The 20,635-nt window shown below is 43.0% G+C and carries 13 protein-coding genes; 4 read left to right on the top strand and 9 right to left on the bottom strand.

What is annotated here, in order from left to right:
- Positions 1-12 precede the first annotated feature (12 nt).
- From kdsB to rsmG, 6 genes are all read right to left on the bottom strand, one after another.
- On the bottom strand, positions 13-831 hold the full coding sequence (gene kdsB / locus AAEY78_RS06675) for a 3-deoxy-manno-octulosonate cytidylyltransferase (RefSeq protein ID WP_352338356.1): 819 nt from the start codon (positions 829-831) through the stop codon (positions 13-15).
- Positions 832-964: 133 nt separating this feature from the next.
- Positions 965-2,059 (bottom strand): tetraacyldisaccharide 4'-kinase, encoded by a 1,095-nt coding sequence (gene lpxK / locus AAEY78_RS06670; protein WP_352338355.1) that lies wholly within the window; start codon positions 2,057-2,059, stop codon positions 965-967.
- A 167-nt stretch (positions 2,060-2,226) separates the two neighbouring features.
- A complete protein-coding gene (gene msbA, locus AAEY78_RS06665) occupies positions 2,227-4,011 on the bottom strand; it encodes a lipid A export permease/ATP-binding protein MsbA (protein WP_352338353.1) in 1,785 nt (594 codons plus the stop codon).
- A gap of 10 nt (positions 4,012-4,021) precedes the next feature.
- Positions 4,022-5,161, bottom strand: a complete 1,140-nt coding sequence (locus AAEY78_RS06660) for a ParB/RepB/Spo0J family partition protein (RefSeq protein WP_352338351.1) — start codon at positions 5,159-5,161, stop codon at positions 4,022-4,024.
- 214 nt (positions 5,162-5,375) lie between these two features.
- Complete coding sequence (locus tag AAEY78_RS06655) at positions 5,376-6,161, bottom strand: ParA family protein (RefSeq protein ID WP_352338349.1); 786 nt, start codon at positions 6,159-6,161, stop codon at positions 5,376-5,378.
- 143 nt (positions 6,162-6,304) lie between these two features.
- A complete protein-coding gene (gene rsmG, locus AAEY78_RS06650; RefSeq protein ID WP_352338347.1) occupies positions 6,305-7,027 on the bottom strand; it encodes a 16S rRNA (guanine(527)-N(7))-methyltransferase RsmG in 723 nt (240 codons plus the stop codon).
- Between the two features lie 324 nt (positions 7,028-7,351).
- On the opposite strand from rsmG, the gene AAEY78_RS06645 reads away from it, so the two are divergent.
- The 3 genes from AAEY78_RS06645 to AAEY78_RS06635 all read left to right on the top strand — a co-directional run bounded on the left by AAEY78_RS06645 (position 7,352) and on the right by AAEY78_RS06635 (position 12,041).
- A complete protein-coding gene (locus AAEY78_RS06645) occupies positions 7,352-10,144 on the top strand; it encodes an AAA family ATPase (RefSeq protein WP_352338345.1) in 2,793 nt (930 codons plus the stop codon).
- Positions 10,145-10,248: 104 nt separating this feature from the next.
- Entirely contained in the window at positions 10,249-11,376 is a 1,128-nt protein-coding gene (locus AAEY78_RS06640) for a helix-turn-helix transcriptional regulator (RefSeq protein WP_352338343.1), read from the top strand.
- Between the two features lie 11 nt (positions 11,377-11,387).
- Positions 11,388-12,041: a TerD family protein gene (locus tag AAEY78_RS06635; RefSeq protein WP_352338341.1), complete on the top strand. Its 654-nt coding sequence runs from the start codon at positions 11,388-11,390 to the stop codon at positions 12,039-12,041.
- A gap of 85 nt (positions 12,042-12,126) precedes the next feature.
- Here AAEY78_RS06635 and AAEY78_RS06630 read toward each other — a convergent pair whose 3' ends face one another.
- Positions 12,127-13,107 (bottom strand): ion transporter, encoded by a 981-nt coding sequence (locus AAEY78_RS06630; protein WP_352338340.1) that lies wholly within the window; start codon positions 13,105-13,107, stop codon positions 12,127-12,129.
- 880 nt (positions 13,108-13,987) lie between these two features.
- Here AAEY78_RS06630 and AAEY78_RS06625 point away from each other — a divergent pair.
- Positions 13,988-14,623 (top strand): OmpW/AlkL family protein, encoded by a 636-nt coding sequence (locus tag AAEY78_RS06625; protein WP_352338338.1) that lies wholly within the window; start codon positions 13,988-13,990, stop codon positions 14,621-14,623.
- A 163-nt stretch (positions 14,624-14,786) separates the two neighbouring features.
- Here AAEY78_RS06625 and AAEY78_RS06620 read toward each other — a convergent pair whose 3' ends face one another.
- A complete protein-coding gene (locus tag AAEY78_RS06620; RefSeq protein ID WP_352338337.1) occupies positions 14,787-16,511 on the bottom strand; it encodes a 2-oxo acid dehydrogenase subunit E2 in 1,725 nt (574 codons plus the stop codon).
- Between the two features lie 21 nt (positions 16,512-16,532).
- Entirely contained in the window at positions 16,533-19,349 is a 2,817-nt protein-coding gene (gene aceE / locus AAEY78_RS06615; protein WP_352338335.1) for a pyruvate dehydrogenase (acetyl-transferring), homodimeric type, read from the bottom strand.
- Between the last annotated feature and the right edge of the window lie 1,286 nt (positions 19,350-20,635).

The raw sequence follows: 20,635 nt of genomic DNA, 5'->3' as shown, positions 1-20,635 counted from the left end.
TTATAAGGGCAATCAATAATTTTGAAATTCAGCCAAGCTCATATTATTTAAGCGCATCAAATCTTCTTCCGTATCTACCCCGGCTGGCAACTGTAAAGCGGCAGCGGCAATAGCAATACTGCCGCCGTTTTCTAAAATACGCAGTTGCTCTAAGCTCTCAAGTATCTCAAGTGGCGTCTGTTGCCAATGGACAAATTGCTGTAATAAGCTAACCCGATACGCATATAATCCCAAATGACGATAAGCATTTTTGGGCGCAGGTATCTTTGCTAAATCTGTTGGATTTTCCGCTAACACAAGTGCCATATCACGGTCACAAGGGATGGGTGCACGGCTAAAATAAAGGGCGCGCTGGGTATCAGTAACCTTAGCGCTAACCACTTTTACTACTGATGGGCGCATAAATGTCGCATAGTCGTCGATAGGCTCATATAAAGTTGCCATCACGCTCTGACTGTCTGCTACCAACAATGTCTTAACCTGCTCTAACAACAACGGCGGCACTAATGGCTCATCACCTTGCATATTAATCACAATATCATTATCTGACCAGCCTTTGATAGCAGCAACTTCTGCTAGCCTATCCGTACCAGAAGCATGATCAGCGCGAGTCATCACCACATCATAACCGGCATCCGTACAGACTTTAGCAATACGCACATCGTCCGTGGCGATACACATATCATCCGCAAAGTGCGCCGCTTGTGCCTTTTCTGCCACCCAAAGTATCATCGGCTTACCATGAATAGCTAATAATGGCTTACCGGGCAAACGAGTACTTTTAAAACGTGCAGGAATAACAATATGAGTTTTGGCAGGCGCAGTAGACATGGCATCTTCCTATCACTTTTTAGCGTATAGATTAACGCTTATTATTTATTGCTTACTATTTATGTTTAAAACCAAGCTAAATTTGAAAATAAAAAGACAAATTGAAGAATGAAATCAGTTACTTTTTATTCATTTACTTATTATCAACCGAAATGCCCAATGTTTTTAACTGCTCATTAAGCGTATAGTAGCAAGATTCAGAGAGCACAGCAGTGACTGGCAATACCCATAAGCGGCTTGCCAGCGCTTGCCATTCACTAGTTTGCGCTTGATGCGTTTCTGCTTGCAAAAATAAGGCACGGATTTTTACCGCGTCTTTACTAGTAACAATAATCGGTTGCTCAGAGTATTGCCGCAATTCAGTAACACTAAAATCGTAATGATCAGGATAAGGGTGCGCGATGACGTCAAAGCCTAAATCAGCAAGGGTATTAAAAAAGCGCTGCGGATAGCCAATACCACTAACTGCATGAACCTGACTGCCCGTAGTTGGTGCTGAGTTTTGCTCAATCCCACTCTCAGCCCATAAAGGATATAAAACATCTGGAAGCAAATGCATCGTTAATTGCTTTGTTCGCTGATTAGACCCAAGTTTATCTTCACTACGCACTTGTTCTGGTTTTTTATGATAAATCACCGTCGCATTTTTTAATCGTGACAGTGGCTCACGTAAAAAGCCCGTTGGTAATAACTGCTTACTACCAAAGCCGCGCGCTGCATCGACTACAATCCATTCAATATCACGCTGCAAGGCATAATGCTGTAAGCCATCATCGGCAATAATCAGTTGCAAATCAGGATGCGCTTGCAATAGTGTTTCAATAGCGTGCTTACGATTGGGGCAGACTGCCATTGGCACGCCCGACACATTAACAATTAAGCTAGGCTCATCGCCTACTACAGTTGGTAAACTATTCTTGGTAACCAACGCTGGCATCTGCGCGCTATCACCGCCATAACCTCGGCTAATAACACCAATACTTATCCCATGCTGCTGTAAATATTCTACCAAACCAATAATTAATGGCGTTTTACCACTGCCGCCAACGGTAATATTACCAATCACCATCACCGGAATGGGCGCACGATAACTTGATAACAAACCAGTTTTATATAGCAATTTGCGTAGCGTTATTAATAAGCCATATAACCAACTAACTGGCAGCAACAGCCACAACCAAAGCGCTTGTCGCCCCCATGCACGGGTAACTATTGTCTCAAGACTCATGGTTGATTGCTCATTTATGACGGCTTACCGACTGATGTTAAATCATTAAATAATTTAGGGCGGTACTTCTAATCTAAAAATTAAGGATTATTGAAACTAAGAATTGTCCAAATTAAGCATTATTTAAATTGAATATTGTTTAAATTAAATATTGTTTAAAATCGCCATCATTGAAAATCTCGCGCATACATTTGCGCATAATGACCTTGCTTTTGCATCAGCTCACTGTGAGTACCAAGCTCGACAATACGCCCAGCATCTAACACTGCAATACGGTCAGCAGACTCAATGGTGGTCAACCGGTGCGCAATGACCAACGTTGTCCGGTCTTTCATCACATTATCGAGCGCTTGCTGAATATAATATTCAGACTCATTATCAAGGGCGCTGGTCGCTTCATCCAAAATTAAAATAGGGGCATCTTTTAACAAGGCACGGGCAATGGATAAACGCTGACGCTGACCGCCTGATAATTGTAAGCCTTCAGCACCGATTTGACTTTGATAACCGTTTGGCATTTTCATAATAAAGTCATGAGCAAAGGCATCTTTTGCCGCACGCTCAACGTCCGCTTGCGTTCTATCTGCCAAGCTACCATAAGCAATATTATTAAACACCGTAGTATTAAACAGCACCACTTGCTGGTCTACCATCGCAATCTGTGCGCGTAAGCTCGCTAAAGTAATGTCTTCAATCGGCAAGCTATCTATCGTAATCTGACCCGATGTTGTGTTAAGGGTACGACTTAACAAATTCACCAGCGAAGACTTGCCTGCGCCACTACGACCAACCAAGGCAACCGTCTCGCCCGCCCGAATATGCAAGCTAAATTCTTGCAACGCCACGGTCGAATCTGGATATACCAAACCGACATTATCTAAGTGAATATCACCTGTTAAAATAGGATTTAGGGTACCGCTGTCTTGCTCCTCGGGCTCATCTAACAGCGCAAAAATAGACTCGCCCGCTGCGATGCCTTTTTGCAATTTTTGATTAACATCAGTCAGTGAGCGCACTGGCTTACTTAATAAACCTGCCGCCGCAATATAAGAGATAAATTCGCCAGCTGAGATATTGTCAATCACAGAAGGACGCAGCGCAAGCCAAATCACGACTGCCATTGCGCTTGCCATGAGCAACTGCACGGCTGGCGTATTGATACTATTGGTGACGACCACCTTCATACCTTGGCGCAAATTCTTTTTGGAGATAACATCAAAACGCTTAGACTCGTAAGCCTGACCGCCGTAGTTTTTGACCACTTGATAGCCACCAATCACTTCATTGGTAATATGACTGACATCGCCCATCGTTTCTTGAATGCCTTTTGACAATTTCAAATAACGCTTAGAGGCGATGCGTATCAGCCACAATATAGGTGGTAATACTACAAATAAAATTAAGGTCAAGCGCCAATTGCTATACAGTAAAAATCCAAGCAACGCGATAACGGTCAGACCATCACGTAATAAGGTTTTCATTGAATCAGTACTGGCAGCGGTCACTTGCTCTACATCAAATATTAGCTTTGACGAAATGGTACCGGCTGGATTGGCTAAATAGAAGGCGCTTGGCAGGCGTAAAAGTTTATTAAACACTTGAACCCGCAGCTCATAAACCAAGTTACGTGATACTAAAGCGGAATAATAATTACCTAAAAAGCTGCCAACGCCGCGCACGAAAAACAGTCCAACAATAATAAATGGAAATAAATCCTGTTTACTTTGGTCGTTTTGATTAATAGCATCGGTTATGTATTGTAAGAGCTTTGCAATCCAAATCTCAGTGGCAGCATTAATCGCAAAGCCAATAATGGTCAGCAGTAATGCCCACCAATACGGCTTGAGGTAGCTGAGCAGACGTAATAAGGTCTTGGATTTGGACGGCGTTAGCGGCAGCACTGTGCTATTGACAGAAGTTTTCGTAGAGTCAGACGGATAAGCTTGGCTCATAAAAGCCTCATCAATGTTGTGCTTCTAAACGCGTCAGCAACGCGGCGAATTCATCGGAATTGTGGAAAAATATCTCAACACTACCCTGACCATCTTTTTTATGCTTAAGTTTAACTTCCGCCCCTAACGCATCCGTTAAGCGCTGAATCAAACGCTCCGTATCATGTGACTGTAGCTTTTCAGTAGCACTAATCTTTGGTGCAGGGTTTAAGATAGATTTGACCAGCTTTTCAGCCTCACGTACTGTCATCCCACCATCAATAATTTTTTGGGCAATAATGGGCTGCTGATCTGATGATAGTGCTAATAATGTACGGGCATGTCCCATATCAAGGGCGCTGGTCGCTAAATGGTCTTTTACTGTGTCATGTAGTTGATTTAATCGCAGTAAGTTTGATACCGTTGTCCGTGCCTTGCCCACCACTTCAGCAATCATGGCGTGACTCATACCAAATTCAGTATGAAAACGTTGCAAAGCAGCTGCTTGCTCAATCACCGATAAATCTTCGCGCTGAATATTTTCAATTAACGCTAAAGCAATTGCCAACTCATCCGATAACGCGCGCTCAATTGCTGGAATAACAGATTTGCCAGCCATTTTTGCCGCACGCCAGCGCCGTTCACCAGCGATAATTTCATGCGTCACATCGGCGGTGCTTTTATCTTCAGTTGCGAGTAGCGGACGAATCACGATAGGTTGCATGATGCCGTGCTGCTCAATAGAGGACGCCAGCTCCATTAATGCCGTCTCACTCATATCACGGCGCGGCTGATACTTACCCGCTTGCAAGCGCATGACATTAATTTGAATCAAGCTGATTTGATCTTCTGAACCACTATTGTCAATACTGCGCGCTTTAGCGTTATTACGCAACGGGCGCATGCGGTTAGTGGTCTCTATATCTGTATTGGTTTTTTCACGCGTCTTAACAGCGCTCGCTTTTTTAACTGGGCTTGCAGATGTTGATGATGCGTCTGATGCTTCTAACGCAGTCACTGTCTTGTTATTTGGTTCGGCATTTGGCAGAACAGCAGTACGCGCAGCCATATCATCTTGTAAGGCTGAAGCAGTAATTTGCTTTTCTTTTTTGATTGACCCCAATAAGGCATCTAAACCTCGATTGGCTGCCAATCCTCTCTTCTTCGCCATGATTACCTATCCTTTAACGCTAACATAAAAGCCAAATGGGGATTAAAAATACTGAGTGATTTATCTGATATCTTATTATCTAATCGTTTTAGCTGATGACTACTTAATCAATTACTGCTTAACTGCTTAACTGCTTAACTGCTTAACTGCTTATTATTTAAACAAGCATCAAAATAACTGCTATTTAACAGATTGCTATTTTATTCGTTTTTAATCAGAGTGCACGGCTTTGTTCAATGACTTCAGCAGCCAGCTTTTGATAAGCACGTGAACCTTTAGACCATCTGTCATAAGTTATTACTGGCATACCATGCGCTGGTGCTTCCGCTAAGCGTACATTTCTTGGAATATGGGTGTCATACATAATATCGCCAAAATGCGTTTGTAGCTCAGCCGACACATCATTAGCTAAGGTATTACGCGCATCAAATAAAGTTCTAACCACACCGCGAATATGCAGCTTAGCATTGAGTTCGGTGAGGCGTTCAATCGTTTGAGATAAATCCGCTAACCCTTCCAAGGCATAATATTCGCATTGCATAGGGATAATGACACCATCTGTTGCCACAAGCGCATTAATAGTTAGCAGATTTAAGCTTGGCGCGCAGTCCATAATAATATAATCATAAGGGTCTTGCTTACCCGTCTTTTGCGCGGCAACTAATACCTGCATGGCTGTTTTCAGCAGCTCATGGCTATTAGTTTGCCCCATCAACGTGATGTCCATACCGGCAAGCTCACGATTAGCGCCAATAACATCAAAGCCTGCCGGACTGGTGACAATAGCGTCTTGCAGCGATACGCCATCAAGGAGCACATCTGCCATGGTGAATGCCAAATCATTTTTGTCCAGACCTGTGCCTGTCGTGGCATTGCCTTGCGGATCTAAGTCAATCAACAGGACACGCTTACGCTTAGCGGCTAAGCTTGCCGTCAAGTTTACTGCCGTCGTGGTCTTACCCACGCCGCCTTTTTGATTCGCAATGGCTATGATTTCCATACACTCACTCAATTTAATTAATATAAATCACGTTATATATTTTAATTTTGCTGGCTTTTGTATTTACTAATTTAGCAACTGACTGTCAAGCAAGACTATCGCCAAGATTCATATTTGATAATAATAATAAATGCGCGCCTAGCTTAGACAGTTTTTGCCGACAATTCAATCAAATGGCGACTTTCATCCAAACGCGGCACAACAAGCTTAACCGTATCAATTTGCCAATACGGTGCTAATGCCTGAATTTCTTCCTCAGTAGGTGCTTTGCCTTTCATCGCACATAAGCGACCACCGTTTGCCAAACGCGGCTGCGCGGCGTCTACAAAATCAATTAAGCTGGCAAAAGCTCTTGAAGTGACCACGTCATACTGTCCGTCATGCTCTTCAATGCGAGAGGCAATTGGGGTCATATTAGTCAGTCCAAGCTCGCTACTGATTTGCTTAATAAAGCGAATTTTTTTCTTATTACTATCGAGGGCGGTGCAATGGCGCTCAGGCTGACAAATGGCAATAATCACTGCCGGCAAGCCTGCACCCGTACCGATATCCAACAAAGAACCAGCCGGTAAATGCGCTATAATAGCCAAGCAATCAACCACATGTTTGATTAATGCTTCGACTGGATCAGTAATGGCGGTGAGATTATACGCTTTATTCCATAATAAAAGCTGGTCTAAGTACAATAATAACGTGCGCTGCTGACTATCCGTTAACGGTAACGCCAATGTTTCAAGCGATTGCGCCAAGATGGTCGCAAGTGTTGGCAACTGCGCCCCAAGTTTTGCAAACCCAGTCGGGTCAGTAATAGCAAGCCCTGTGCCAGCTGATGATAAAACCGTAGCGCTCTTAGCAGAATCTGACATACAACACGTTATCCCATTTTGACAGGTGAATCGACTATTTTATCATGCACTCTGCCTATTGAATAGTTGCAGATTGCCACAATGTCCGCCATCTTATACTATCTGCACGGTGATTGACGTTTTATTCTGCCCGTATAGGTATAATAAAGCACTCTTTTAGACTCATAATAGGGTTCGCTTTAAGCGTATGATGTATCCATGATAGTCAAGACTTCTCAAGTTTACGCTTGATAATTAGCTTAATGCACCGACATACTCCTATACTTTTACCTCTACTTTAAGACGATGTATCTTACGCCTATGACTCAACAGCCAACCGACCTTATGACTCAAATTACAATTGATTCTGCCGCCTATCAAGCAGCAGATAACGACCATAACAATGATCATAAAAACGACAGTCAGAAAGATCAGTTATCAGACCCTATTTTAGCCAAGATACATGAACGCTGCCTTATTTCTGCTGAGCAATTAAAACGTTATAGTGATGTTGCTAAATTGCCTGCGGATACCCGTACTGCCCCAGCATTACATATTGGTTTTGGACAACAGCGCGCCTTAAAAGCATTACAGACGGCGCTAGATATTCATGCCAGCGGTTATCATGTCTTTGCTGCGGGCGAAAATGGATTGGGCAAACGCACGGTGATCAGCCGCTTATTACAGCGTATTGCAGTAACGCAGCCGACGCCTGATGATTGGGTTTATGTGCATAATTTCACTGACCCACGCACGCCTATGGCGCTACACTTACCTGCCGGACAAGCTAATTTACTGCAGCAAGAAGTCAATAATTTATGGCAGCACGCTAAAAAACGTCTCAATCAGCGTTTTCGTAGTGATCATTATCAAAGCAAAATTGAAGCCATCAAAAACGATACCCATCAACAAGAAACTCAAGCGTATGAAGCACTTAGTGCTGAAGGTAAACAGTACGACTTAGCATTGACCTTTCGACCTTTTGATAATAAAGCGGTCTTTGTGCATCCAAGCCAACTGCCCGTAGAAGGTCTCAATAACGCGTTTAATGACAGTACGGATACTGATACTGATACTGATACTGAAGAAACTTTCAACCTTATTAATAATAATAGTGCGTTAGGAAAACCGTCTAACAATGTGACCATTAAGGCGAAAACTACTGCTAAAGGAAAATCCAAGAAAGTTAAGCTAGATAGTGAAGACTTTGACAACGATACAAATTCTGCTGAACCGGAACAAGTTGATCAAGGCAGTCATGAAGCAGAGTTGAATAATTTTGCGCAAAAAAACCATATGCAAAAGCGGCTAAATCAACTAACTATTGCTTTAGAGCAGTTAGAAGATGAAGCTAATGAGGCGATAGAAGACTTGCATCATAATATCGCGCGCCGAGCATTAGAGCCTTTGTTTGCACCTATTCGTAAGTTATTTGCCACCAATACTTCAGTACTTGAGTATTTGGAGGCGATGTTTGCCGATATGGTCACCCATGTCGAGCGCATTGTGAATGGGGATGACGAAGAATTTATTGCAGCAGTGTTAGCCACTACGCCCAGTCGTTATGCCGTTAACGTATTGGTAAGCCACGAGCCTGATAGCGGTGCGCCAGTTATTTTTGAAGATTTGCCAACCCATCTTAATTTACTCGGTCATGTTGAGCAAATTACTCAGCTAGGAACCGTGACAACCGATGTGAGTATGATTCGCGCAGGCGCATTACACCGTGCCAATGGCGGCTATTTACTACTGGAAGCCAGTCATCTTCTTGAACATCCTTATGCCTGGCAAGGGTTAAAACGGGCACTACAATCGCGCAAAATCAAGCTATCAAGCCTTGAGCAAATGCTGACCTTAACCGGTAGCTTATCACTCTCTCCGGCACCGATTGATCTTGATGTCAAAGTCATTTTATTAGGCGAAGCAGATTTATATTACGAGCTGTTAGAGCTTGAGCCTGAGTTTGATGCTGTCTTTAAAGTACGTGCTGACTTTCATGATGACGTTGTCCGTACTGATGAACACGAATTGGCATTGGTCGCAAAAATGGCAGATATTATTGCTTTTGCTAAGCTATACCCGTTTGATAGCAGCGCGCAGGCTGCTTTGCTTGAGCATTTAAGTCTGCAAGCTGAAGACCAAGACCGCTTAAGTTTACACAGTGATTTACTTATTAAATTACTCCACGAGTCTAATCGCCATGCCCGCCTTGAACAGCAAAGTATTGTAACTGTGCAGCATGTCAATCAAGCCATTGCCGATATGGATGAGCGCTCGGGATATTTGCGCGACTTATATTGGGAAGAGCTAAAAAATGGTCAACAGCTGATTAATACCACCGGTCAAGCCGTCGGTCAGGTCAATGCCTTAACCGTAGTCAGCTATGCCGATAGTGAGTTTGGCATGCCTGCCCGCTTAACGGCGGTTATCCAGCCCAATATTGGTGCCGGTGATATCTTAGATATTGAGCGCGATGTTGATTTAGGCGGCAGCTTACATGCAAAAGGCATGTTAATTATGACCAGCTATTTGCGCGCACTGTTTAGTCGCCATCATGCGCTTAACTTTAGCGCCTCGTTGGCATTTGAGCAAAGTTATGCCCATATTGACGGTGACAGCGCCACGGTGAGTGAAGCTTGTGCCCTATTATCTGCTCTAGCCGATGTGCCCATTAACCAATCCTATGCTATTACAGGTTCTATGAATCAGCTCGGTGAAGTCCAAGCCGTTGGCGGTATTAATTCTAAAATAGCTGGCTTTTTTGATGCTTGCCGCGAACAAGCGCTGACTGGGCAACAAGGCGTTGTCATTCCAATGGCAAACGTCAAACAGCTGATGCTACGTGACGACATCATTGCCGCCGTAAAAGCCGGTACCTTTCATATTTATGGCGTGCGCACTTTGAGTGAAGCCTTGACCTTGATGACCGGACTACCAATTGATACGCTTAATAAGAAAAAACGCTACCGTAAGCATACTTTATTTGGCAAAGTGTTAGAAAAACTCATGCTGTGGGACAGCAATCAAAGCAATGAAGATGACATCGTTGATGAGTCTGACAAGAAAAAAGGTAAGAAAAAGAAGCAAGATAAAAGAAAGAAAAAACGACGCTTTACGGAAAAAAGTAAAGACAAATAGCGTGGTGAAAAAATGTGTTCGTAATGCTAATAGTAAGATGAGATTGGATTAGATAATGCGTTATAAATCCAATAGTAACGCGACTTCATACAGGGTGACTATTAATGACTGCGCAACAACTAAAACCTCAGAATCCTCAAGAAGCAGCCGCGCCTATTGACAATTCGGACAGTGCAAGTGAAACCGCTGCCAGCCGTCATGGTGCTGCAACCACCGCGCGCCAATGGCAAGTATTGTCGCAATTACAACGTAACCGCTGGGTTGGTACCACGCATATTTATCAGCAGCTTGCGCTTGCAGGCTTTGATATCAGCTTGCGTACCGTGCAGCGCGATTTAAACGCCTTAGCCAAGCGCTTCCCTATCGAAAAAAACAATGCCAATCCACAAGGTTGGCGCTGGTGTGATGATGCGCCTTTGCAGAGCTTGCCGCATATGAATTTATCGCAAGCCGTCGCTTTCAATATGGTGGAAGCCAATTTAACCCAGTTGTTACCGCCGGTAATTTTAGATGAGCTGTTTCCGTGGTTTGACTTGGCACGCCGGCAACTTAAAAACAGCAAAGTCACCCATTCATGGATTGATCGCGTGCGTATTGAAACGGCGACCCAACCGCTTATTGCACCACATATCGACTTGGATAGTAAAGACCATATTTATCACGCGCTGTTTTATCAATTACAAATTAAAGCCTGCTATACCCGTGGCGACAAATCTGCTGCCAGCGAATATGTGCTCAACCCCATTGCCATTATCCAGCGCGGCGTCATTATTTATCTGCTTGCGACCCGTACGGACGACGCTGATGCCGTTATCCGCACCTTTGCGCTGCATCGATTTGCTAGCGTTGATATATTAGAAAGTGCCGCACGGACACCCGATAACTTTCAATTAGATGATTATTTAGACGCAGGTGGTATGGGGTTTTCGCACCCTTTATTCCGTCAGTTGCCCAATCATGGTAAGAATACAGCAATTGAATTGCATTTTACCAAAGCGGCTGGTAAAAGCTTGACCGAAAGCAAGCTCAGTTACGATCAAACAGTGACTATTAATGCAGACGACACCTTAACGATTCATACAACCGTTAATTTGACATCGCAGCTGGTCTGGTGGCTGCGCGGCTTTGGCAAAGGGTTATTGGACGCCAAACCCGAGCTACTGTATCAGGCGGTGTTAGATACTGCTTTTGAACCCCATAACGCCTCATTAGAAAAACAATCTAAATATTAATAAGGATCACTATGCCCACGCCTGCCGCTAAGCCTTTACTTTCAGACAGTCTAAACGCGCTTGGATTGACCTCCGACACCTTACTGTTTGCCTTAAATTACGACTTTACCCCGGTTAAACCAAAAGGCATGCTGGCACGATTAAAAGAAAATCAAGGTGCCATTGATATCGATCTAGCCTGCATGCTCTATGATGAGCAATGCACGATACAGGACTTGGTATGGTTTAAGCAATTGCGCGATGAAGCAGAGTCAGTACGCCATCAGGGCGATAGTTTGGACGGTCATGACCGCGGTGAACAAGCCATGTATCGTGCGCCCCTCGATCAAGAGCAAATTCGTCTTTATCTGCATAAAATACCCACTCATATTAGCCATATTGCACTGATTGCCAGCTCCTACTTTGGGCAGCCGTTTAGTGGCGTTGATAATGGCGAGATGCATCTGAGTGATGATGAAGGCAACCGCGCGTTTGAGGTAAATTTAAAACAATTGCCGCGTTCTTGTAACGCTATTTGGGTGGCAAGTCTACGCCGCGTCGTTGATGACTGGCATGTAACCCTACAAAACTTGCCATTAACGGACAAGGATTTATCAAAAGCGGCTCAGCAAGTGGCTCATGAGCTTGCGCGCGCCCTACCTATTCCGCAAGGTGTAGGAAGCTAGTAAATTTTAAATCGGTATAAAAATGGGTAATAAACCACAATTGGCTTATTACCCATTTTTAATTATCATTGTCAGTGACAATCTTTCATTCTAATGACTCCCCGCAATGCGGACAAAAATTCTTTTTACGTACTTCTCGTTCTCGGCGTTCAAGCTCTTGTTCACGCAATACCTGCAACACAATATCCTGCGCTTGTTCTTTGTCGAGTCCCAATTCTCGACGAATCTTATCAATCATTTTCTGATTTTGTACCAAATCAAAATCGCCATCAACCAAAGATTCTCGAAATTGCTGCTCAAGCTCATCGCGGCGCTGCGCCAGCTCATTTGCCAAACCGGTTGCTAGGATACCTGCTGGTAATGCTGCCAGCCCCACGCCCAAAACCGTAATCAGCGCCCCTAATATCTTACCTGCCGTTGTGATTGGCGTCACATCACCATAACCAACGGTCGTGAGCGTGACCACTGCCCACCACATCGCTTTAGGAATCGACTCAAAAACCTGCGGTTGCGCATGATTCTCTACCAAATAAATGCCACTTGATGCCGTGACAATCATAATTAACAAGATAAAAATGACCGCTTGAAACGAGCCGCGCTCCTTACTAATCACAACCAATAAAATTCTTAACGACACAAAATAGCGCGTGAGCTTTAGGATTCTAAATAAGCGTAAAATCCGTAAGAAACGCAAATCAATGTTAACAAAGAAGTTTAAAAACGCTGGGGCAATCGCCACTAAATCAATCAATGCCGATGGGCTTTTTAACCACTGCCAACGCTGTCGCCATGTCGTATTATCCGGTTTAGCTTCGGCAACACTCCACAGCCGTAGTAAATATTCTATCGAGAATACCGCGATAGAAAAATTCTCAAAATATTCAAAATAGTCTTTATGACCGTAATACCAATGATCGACCGATTCAGCGATAACCGCTGCTACATTGGTCATAATCAAAAAAATCAAAAAATAATCCACGCAGCGACTAAAAAAAGTGTCGTGATCGTCATTTTGTAAAATATTATAAGTAAAGTGTCGTAAGCGCCGTAGCATCTTAAATAGCATCACGCCTCTTTACGGTATCACACCGCGCGTATTTGGTTCGATTAATCAGGAAGCATACTGATAGCAGAATTTAACAATGAGATCACTAGCCGTAATCATGGCAATCATTAGCCCTTAAGTAGCCGTATCCATCTACCAGCATTAGAGAAGTATGACATAGTAAACATAAACTAAAACTAATAATAGCAGCGCAGTCACGGACAATCCCACCTGTAATAACCGTATCTCAAAAAAGGCACTCTTACTCAAACTACTGCCAGCCACCAACGACAAGCCGCACTCAGGGCAGCAACGGTTTGGCTGATTGAGCAGCTCCATTGATTGTGCGTGCGTGCAGCGCAATGGCGAGTTACTGCAATAGCCCATCATAACATTCTACCGCTACTCTTCTGTCTGCTACTCATATATCTATTTATCATATCTCGATTTGCTCAGTTAATAATTTTGCTCAGTTAATAGTTTTGCTCAGTTAATAATAATGTCTTAATAGTCGCTACATTATTTTATTTATCAACATTACGGTGTCTATTTTTGTTATAGAGACTATTTATTATAGAGGCTATGAGAAAGCTGCTTTATCAATGAAAAGCCAATATTGCAGCATAATCTTACCTGTAACTTTACTTAAATAACACTGCCATTTAAGGTAACGCGGCTGTTTAAAGTGACGATACTGCTTAAATAGTATCTCAGTAAAGAATAACTCACTTTAATTAAATATGGCATCATTATATAAAACCTTACAGTTTGTAAGGGATTTGTATTATAATGAGCTTGAAAGCCTGCAATTGTTGTTTCACTACAACATTAATAATCTGTCGCCAATATCATCCCTTATTGAGTCGACAGATACTTGTTAATTATATTTAGGATAGAAATAATGAAACTACAATCCCTAGTTTTAGCTGCTGCTACTGCCCTTACGATGACCACGGCTTTCGCTGTCCCTGCTGGCACGTGGTCAGTTGCTGCTGGCGCCCACTATGTTGATCCGAAAAGTGATAATGGCAATGTCACTATAGGTGGCACAAACTACGCTGTTGATGTTGATGGCGATGTGCGCCCAACCATCAGTGGTGAATATTTTATCGCCAATAACATTGGTGTAGAACTACTGGCAGCCCTTCCGTTTCATCATGACTTTACCTTAACGGATACTACTGGCAATGAGATAACCGGTAGAACGCAGCATTTACCGCCGACGCTTTCACTACAGTATCACTTCGATGGTTATAATATGCCTATGAATATGAAGCCTTTTGTTGGGGTTGGGGTAAACTACACCACTTTCTTTAAAGAAAAAGCGAATGTTGCAGGTACTGAATTAAAACTTGATGACAGCGTCGGTGTTGCAGGACATATCGGTCTTGATATCCCCTTTGCGCCAACTGAGTCTTTCCGTCTTGATGCACGCTATATGGACATCAAAACAGATGCCAGCTTAAATGGTACAGATATCGGTAAAATTGATATTAGCCCTTGGGTTTATGGCGCAGCTTTTGTTAAACAGTTTTAATTTAGTAGTATCGTAAGCTAGAGACTATGAATAAAAAAAGCCAGCGTAATAGCTGGTTTTTTTATGCGTATTATTTATAGCTAATTAAAAAGGTTAAGTCATAAAAAAAGACCGCCCGCAGACAGTCTTTTTTATTTATAACACAGTTAAGGGATGATAAAGCCTATAGCAGAATACGGCGCGGGTCAGCAAGTAATGTTGCAACATAGCGCGTAAATACTGCCGCATCAGCACCATTAATCACACGGTGATCATACGATAAAGACAATGGCAACATTAGGCGTGGCTCAAAGGTTTGCTTTGCAGCATTCCATTGCGGTTGCATAGTAGCTTCTGACGCACCTAAGATACCGACTTGCGGCCAATTGACCAGTGGCGTAAACGCCGTACCGCCCAAGATACCTTGGCTTGAAATCGTAAAGCTTGCACCTTGCAAATCTTTGGTACTCAGTTTCTTATCACGTGCTTTGATTGCTAACTCACCAATTTCAATGGCGATTTGCGTAATACCTTTTTCATGCGCGTTCTTAATGACCGGCACGATTAGGCCATCATCTGTTGCTACCGCAATACCCATATTCACGCTTTTACGTAAGATAACTTGGGTATTGTCATCACTTAAATGACTGTTAAAGCGTGGATGCTGAGTCAATGCATAAGCCGTTGCCTTGACGATAAAGGCTAAAATTGTCAGACCAATACCTTGCGCTTTCATACCACCTTTTAACTCGCTACGTAATTTTTCCGTTTCAGTGATATCTGATACGTCAAACTGAGTGACTTGTGGCAAGTAAGTATTATAATTAAGCTGCGGTATAGATACCTTCTGCAAACGGGTTAAGTCTTGGGTTTCAGTTTCACCCCAAATCTCAACGTTGCTCATATCAGGCAGTTTTGGCAAGCTCGCACTAGCTGCGCCAGTAGTTGCTTGTACCATAGGCTGCTTGGTTAAGACGTCCTTAACGTGGGCAAATAAGTCTTCTTTTAAGATACGATTATTAAGTGCTGAGCCGCTCACTTGGGTAATATCAACACCCAATTGACGGGCAAGCTTACGCACGGCAGGACCAGCATAGACATCAGTTAACTTAGCGTTAACTTGAGCTTCAGTCAGCTTACTGCCAGTATTCGCTGCTTGATTATTAGCGGCAGGCTTGGTATCTGCTTGCTTTGGCTGAGTAGATTGAGCTACTGGTGCTGATGCCTCAGTAGTTGTCGCTGTTTTGTCAGAAGCGTTATCATCTGCAGCAACATTACTAGAGCTATCCGTTTCAGACGCTGTATCCGTACCAACAATCACGATAAAGTCTTGACCGTTCGCGACCATATCGCCCGCTTTGACCAATATTTTCTCAACTCGCCCAGCTACTGGCGCAGGCACTTCAACCGACGCTTTATCAGACTCAATCAAGATTATAGATTGATCAGCTGTGACGATATCACCTTCGCTGACCATGATTTCAGCAACTTGCGCTTCATCAACACCTAAATCTGGCAGCGCATATGTCGTTGCCGAACCTGCTTGCGCAGGTTTTGAGGTACTAGTTGAAGCAGTGTCACTTTGACTTGCTCCAGTTACCTTTTCTTCAGTAGCAGGTGACTTTTCAACAGGCGCTTGCTCAGATGCTGTGTCATCTTTTTTAGCATTCGTCTCTTCAGCCGCAGCACTTTCCAATTCAATCAGCACCATACCTTCACTAACCTGGTCGCCAATTGAGATATTGATTTTCGTTACTTTACCAGCCGCAGAGCTTGGCACTTCGACCGAAGCTTTATCAGACTCTAATAATACAATGTTATCGTCTTTGGCAATAACGTCGCCGACTTGCACCATAATTTCACTGACTTCGGCACTATCGACACCCAAATCGGGGGCTTTAATTTCCATCCTTATTCTCCTTGTCTGTGATTATGATTCTTTGACGTCATCATCATTGAGTAAATTGGCATCGGCTTGATCTTCAGCACGACCTTCACTGCTGATTTCATCATCATCTTCAGCGACAAACTCAGGTACAGGAATCGGATTGATATTACCAGGCGCTGGTGCATCTGGAGAATGATCATAATAAGGCTGCTGCTGCCATGCAGGCGGATGATCGATATCGATATTTAAGCTAGAGATCGCGTCTTTCACCAAACGCATTTCTACTTCGCCTTCATCAGCCAAGCGTTTTAGGGTAGCAACAACAATATGAGCGGCGTCAACGTTAAAGAAGCTACGTAAATTTTCGCGAGTATCAGAACGACCATAACCATCAGTACCTAAAGTGGTATATGGACGGCTATCTGGTAACCAAGCACGGATTTGTTCTGAATAGTTGCGCATATAATCGGTTGCGGCAACGACCACACCTTCGTGCGGTGCAAGTAATTCAGTAACCCATGGCACACGCTCTTCATCCATTGGATGCAGACGGTTATAGTCATCACACGCCATACCATCACGCGTCAACTCGTTAAAGCTGGTCACGCTCCACACGTTAGAGGTGATATTAAACTCGTCTTTTAAGATACGTGCTGCTTTTTGAACTTCGCGTAAGATAACACCTGAACCTAACAGTTGAACTTGCGTTGAACCATTATCTTCTAACAGATACATACCACGTTTGATGCCTTCTTCAACGCCTTCTGGCATTTCAGGTTGGTCATAGTTCTCATTCATCAAGGTGAGGTAGTAATAAATACGCTCGCCTTCTGCATACATGCGGCGTAAACCGTCATGCATAATGACTGCCAACTCATAACCAAAGCATGGATCATAACTCACACAGTTAGGCACGACGTTAAACAAGATTTGTGAATGACCATCTTGATGCTGTAGACCTTCACCGTTTAGCGTGGTACGACCCGCTGTTGCACCTAATAGGAAACCCTGTGCTTGACAATCGCCCGCTGCCCATGCCAAGTCGCCAACGCGCTGGAAACCGAACATTGAGTAGTAAATATACATCGGAATCATCGGTAATGCGTTTACAGAATAGCTGGTTGCCAAGGCAATCCAAGCACTCATCGCACCCGCTTCGTTAATACCTTCTTCCAACATATGACCATCAATGGCTTCTTTATAACCCATCAACGCTTCACTATCTTCAGGCGTATATTTTTGCCCAACAGCAGAGTAAATACCCAGTTGACGGAACATACCTTCTAGACCAAAGGTACGCGCTTCATCAGGTACAATCGGTACTACGCGATCTTGAATGTCTTTATTTTTTAGCATCGCTGCAAGCAGACGCACAAACACCATTGTCGTTGATTGCTCTTTACCATTACTGCCTTTTAAGACACGGTCAAAAATTGACAACTCAGGGATATTTAATGGAATATGACCACTACGACGATTTGGCAGATGACCACCTAATGCTTCGCGGCGACCTTTTAGATACTTCATCTCTGCTGAATCTTCAGCCGGACGATAGAACGGTAGCGTCTCTAACTGCTCATCGGTGAATGGCAAATCAAAACGATCGCGGAAATAAACCAAGGCATCCTGATCAAGCTTTTTAACCTGATGCGATTTGTTAACCGCTTGGGTGGTGGATAGACCATAACCTTTAACGGTCTTAACCAATACAACAGTGGGCTGACCTTTGGTTTTCATGGCTTCACTAAATGCGGCATAAACCTTCATAGGATCATGACCACCACGGTTCAGACGTGAAATGTCATCATCCGTTAACGCATCTGCCATCTCTTTTAATTCAGGATACTTATTAAAGAAATGTTCGCGGGTAAATTTAGCATCGCGTGCTTCATATAACTGATATTCGCCATCAACTGCTTCTTCCATACGATGCTTTAGAACACCGGTATGATCATTGGCAAGCAGACTGTCCCAGTTACCACCCCAAACAACTTTAATCACTCGCCAGCCAGCACCGCGGAATACGGATTCAAGTTCCTGAATAATCTTACCGTTACCACGAACAGGACCATCAAGGCGCTGTAAATTACAGTTAACCACCCAAATTAAGTTATCAAGCTTTTCACGACCAGCAAGAGAGATTGCGCCTAAACTTTCTGGCTCATCCGTTTCACCATCACCTAAGAACGCCCAAATCTTGCGATCTTCTTTTTCTAATAGTTTGCGGTTTTCCATATAGCGATGCACATGCGCATGGTAAATCGACATGATAGGACCCAGACCCATAGATACGGTCGGGAACTGCCAATAATCCGGCATCAAATAAGGATGCGGATAGCTTGATAAGCCCTTGCCACCTACTTCACGGCGGAAATTATCCAGCTGATCTTCAGTCAGGCGACCTTCTAAATAAGAACGCGCGTACATACCTGGTGCTGAGTGACCTTGGTAATAAATCATATCACCGCCAAAATGATCACTGGCAGCACGGAAAAAATGGTTAAAGCCCGTTTCATAAAGCGTGGCACTAGAGGCAAATGAGGCTAAGTGACCACCCAAATCATCATCATTCTTATTGGCGCGCATCACCATTGCTAGCGCGTTATAGCGAATTAGCGCGCGTATTTTACGCTCAATCGCTAAGTCCCCTGGATACATCGGCTCATCTTCAACCGCAATGGTATTGATATAAGCGGTATCCAAACGATTGAAGGGAAGACCTTCTTGCACACCCATGTTATATAGTGCTTTTAATAAGAACTGAGCACGATCTTTATCCGCATGCTTAATGACCGACTCAAAAGCCTGTAGCCATTCTTGCGTCTCGGAGCTATCAGCATCCTTATAGTAATTCGTCATGATGAATCCTTTTATATGTGTCATCCCTGCAACAAGACAGGGCATTATTGAATGGGATAGCGTGATAATATCATGGACTACCTAATGACTTCCGTGCTCTATTTAAGTAATCCATTATTTAACACAGCAGATACCACACTATTATTTTTGAAAAACACCCAATGAGCCATCTCATATTAGCAATATACAGCGTTAACTCTAAGGTGATAGCCGTCAATACTGCGACATAAGTTAACATAATATTGCAAGTTAGGTATAGATATATAAGGTCAATTTCTCCTTACTGATAATACACTACCTAATCATTATCGAAGCCATAGCGTTCATTGGTCATAAAATCTGAAGGCATAAAGCCTGCTTGCTCAATACACATTCTGCGTACAAACAAAACACAGCCGTTCATTATAGAGGTTTATTACCGGAATGTTTATTCCTATAAGTAAATGAATAAATAACAAGTATTTTTAAATGAAATAATGTCAGGCTCAATGTGATAAATAGCTGCTAAGTAATAGTATCAAATCTCAATAAGCTTTTGTTGACTAAAACATCTACTCCTTTCAGACTATGGAATATTCAATTGACAGTCTCATAATAATATTAAGCAGCTTTTACGATACAGTAAATTACTTTTTAGGTCACTATATACGATAAGGCTCTAACGACATTGGTAAATAACCTCTATTAGTCGCATATATTCTGTTATCTATCGACTATTTTCAGCATATTTACGAATCACCTAAGGCAAAAATCAATCGCATTTTAGAGATTAGCGTTGACAAACCTCTTATTAAAATAGGTGTTAAACACGACCTCCTATCGCGACGCCCCTTATATTTAACTGATTAAAGTTGCTACTAGCAATTAACATGTAAAGCCAATTTTTATATCATCAATACTGAAAAATTTAATAGTTGTGGAAATAATGGTGACATTGCCACTTGTAATCGTGGTCATATAATCGCGGTCATATCGCTTTAAAAATCATCAAAATTATTGATATTCTGCAAAAAACACCCCTTACTGCCGTCTTTTATGCCCCCAAACCGCTAGGCAACCCGACTGCTTTGTTTAAAGGCACAAATAACACGGCAACTTAGGCAGTAATGGCTCAATCATCTCAGATGAGTTTGAATTGGTAAAGCTATCAGCTTCTGCCAATATAGCCAAACTTTATTTCAATAGTAAATACGGCGCGCAATATTGATAAAAGTAACGACAATAGCGTGAAAGTTATGCTCTATGGCTTTTGTCATTCCACTGAGTGGGCATAATTAACCATTTAT

Origin of the sequence: Psychrobacter sp. 16-MNA-CIBAN-0192 (assembly GCF_040309565.1) — a bacterium.
GTDB lineage: Bacteria > Pseudomonadota > Gammaproteobacteria > Pseudomonadales > Moraxellaceae > Psychrobacter.
This window is presented reverse-complemented; position numbering and strand designations above follow the sequence as displayed.

Coding starts and splice junctions, on each gene's coding strand:
- kdsB (WP_352338356.1), bottom strand. CDS start 831: ATGTCTACTGCGCCTGCCAAAACTCATATTGTTATTCCTGCACGTTTT.
- lpxK (WP_352338355.1), bottom strand. CDS start 2,059: ATGAGTCTTGAGACAATAGTTACCCGTGCATGGGGGCGACAAGCGCTT.
- msbA (WP_352338353.1), bottom strand. CDS start 4,011: ATGAGCCAAGCTTATCCGTCTGACTCTACGAAAACTTCTGTCAATAGC.
- AAEY78_RS06660 (WP_352338351.1), bottom strand. CDS start 5,161: ATGGCGAAGAAGAGAGGATTGGCAGCCAATCGAGGTTTAGATGCCTTA.
- AAEY78_RS06655 (WP_352338349.1), bottom strand. CDS start 6,161: ATGGAAATCATAGCCATTGCGAATCAAAAAGGCGGCGTGGGTAAGACC.
- rsmG (WP_352338347.1), bottom strand. CDS start 7,027: ATGTCAGATTCTGCTAAGAGCGCTACGGTTTTATCATCAGCTGGCACA.
- AAEY78_RS06645 (WP_352338345.1), top strand. CDS start 7,352: ATGACTCAAATTACAATTGATTCTGCCGCCTATCAAGCAGCAGATAAC.
- AAEY78_RS06640 (WP_352338343.1), top strand. CDS start 10,249: ATGACTGCGCAACAACTAAAACCTCAGAATCCTCAAGAAGCAGCCGCG.
- AAEY78_RS06635 (WP_352338341.1), top strand. CDS start 11,388: ATGCCCACGCCTGCCGCTAAGCCTTTACTTTCAGACAGTCTAAACGCG.
- AAEY78_RS06630 (WP_352338340.1), bottom strand. CDS start 13,107: ATGCTATTTAAGATGCTACGGCGCTTACGACACTTTACTTATAATATT.
- AAEY78_RS06625 (WP_352338338.1), top strand. CDS start 13,988: ATGAAACTACAATCCCTAGTTTTAGCTGCTGCTACTGCCCTTACGATG.
- AAEY78_RS06620 (WP_352338337.1), bottom strand. CDS start 16,511: ATGGAAATTAAAGCCCCCGATTTGGGTGTCGATAGTGCCGAAGTCAGT.
- aceE (WP_352338335.1), bottom strand. CDS start 19,349: ATGACGAATTACTATAAGGATGCTGATAGCTCCGAGACGCAAGAATGG.